Origin of the sequence: Streptomyces pyxinae (assembly GCF_024756275.1) — a bacterium.
In the GTDB taxonomy this organism is placed as follows: Bacteria; Actinomycetota; Actinomycetes; order Streptomycetales; family Streptomycetaceae; genus Streptomyces; species Streptomyces pyxinae.
The window spans coordinates 1-1587 of sequence record NZ_JANUGQ010000062.1 but is presented as its reverse complement, the minus strand read 5'-3'; the positions used below and the strand labels follow the sequence as shown (position 1 = coordinate 1587).

Annotated in this window: 1 protein-coding gene; it reads right to left on the bottom strand. The window is 70.4% G+C overall.

All coding sequences use genetic code 11. The annotated features are described in order from the left end of the window. Positions 1 to 1587, bottom strand: a 1587-nt coding sequence (locus tag NX801_RS30560) for a type I polyketide synthase (protein WP_258791221.1), incomplete at both ends; no start/stop codon positions are given.

Sequence of the window (1587 nt, the reverse complement as noted above, 5' to 3'; positions counted from 1 at the left end):
TCCAGGCACCCCTGCGCCAGGGCGCTCAGTACGCCCCCGGGCCCGACCTCCACGAACGTCGTCACGCCCAATCCGTGGAGGGTCCGTACCCCGTCCGCGAAACGCACCGCCTCCCGGACATGCCGCACCCAGTACTCCGGCGTGTACGACTCCGCCAGCGCACCCGTCAGGTTGGACACCACCGGAATCCGGGGCTCGCGATACGTCAGCCCGGCCACCACCCGACCGAACTCCGCCAACATCGGCTCCATCAACGGCGAATGGAAGGCATGGCTGACCTGGAGACGACTGGTCCTGCGGCCTTGCTGAGCAAAGGCCTCAGCGATCTCCCCCACCGCGTCCTCGGCACCCGAAACCACCACCGACCGAGGACCGTTGACCGCCGCCACCCCGACCCTCTCCGTCAGCAGCGGCACCACCTCCTCCTCGGCCGCCTCCACCGCCACCATCGCCCCGCCGCCCGGCAGCGCCTGCATCAACCGGGCACGCGCCGACACCAGCGCGGCCGCGTCCTCCAGCGACAACACCCCCGCCACATGCGCGGCAGCGATCTCCCCCACCGAATGACCCGCCACGAAGTCCGGTCGGACACCCCAGGACTCCAACAGCCGGAACAGCGCCACCTCAACCGCGAACAAGGCCGGCTGAGCCGATCCCGTCCGGTGCAGCTCTTCCGAGTCGACATCGATCACCGCGTCCAGATGTGCGCACACCTCGTCGTACGCCTCAGCGAACACCGGGAACGCCCCATACAACTCGCGCCCCATACCGATCCGCTGTGACCCCTGCCCCGAGAACAGGAAACCGACCTTGCCTCCCGGCCGGCCCAGCAGCACACCGGGCGACGGTGCCCCGGCGGCCAACTGCACCAGTTCGCGTCGGAAGTCGTCATGGCTCGTGCCGATGATCGCCGCGCGGTGACGCAGGGCGCTGCGAGTGGTGGCGAGAGAGAACCCGATATCGGCCGGTGACATGTCCTCCGTGTCATCCGTGACATCCATGACGTCCGTGACAAAGGCCAGCAGCCGTCGTGCCTGATCGCGCAGCGCGGCGTTGCTCTTGGCGGAGAGCGTCCAGGGCAGGGGCCCCTCGGCAGGAGTCTCCCGGGGCTCCTCGGCCGGGATGGGTGGGGCCTGTTCGATGATGGTGTGGGCGTTGGTGCCGCTGACGCCGAAGGAGGAGACCGCCGCCCGGCGGGGACGGCCCGCCTCCGGCCACTCCACCGCCTCGGTCAGCAGCCGTACCTCACCGGCCGACCAGTCCACATGCGGCGAAGGCTCCTCGACATGCAACGTGCGCGGCAGCACGCCGTGGCGCATCGCCATCACCATCTTGATGACACCGCCGACGCCCGCCGCCGCCTGGGCGTGGCCGATGTTGGACTTCAGCGAGCCGAGCCAGAGCGGCCGGCCCTCCGGCCGCCCCTGCCCATAGGTTGCGATCAGCGCCTGCGCCTCGATCGGGTCACCCAGCGTCGTCCCCGTGCCATGCCCTTCCACCGCGTCGACCTGGGCGGGGGACAGCCCGGCGGAGGCCAGAGCCTGGCGGATCACGCGCTGCTGAGCGGGGCCGTTGGGGGCGGTGAGA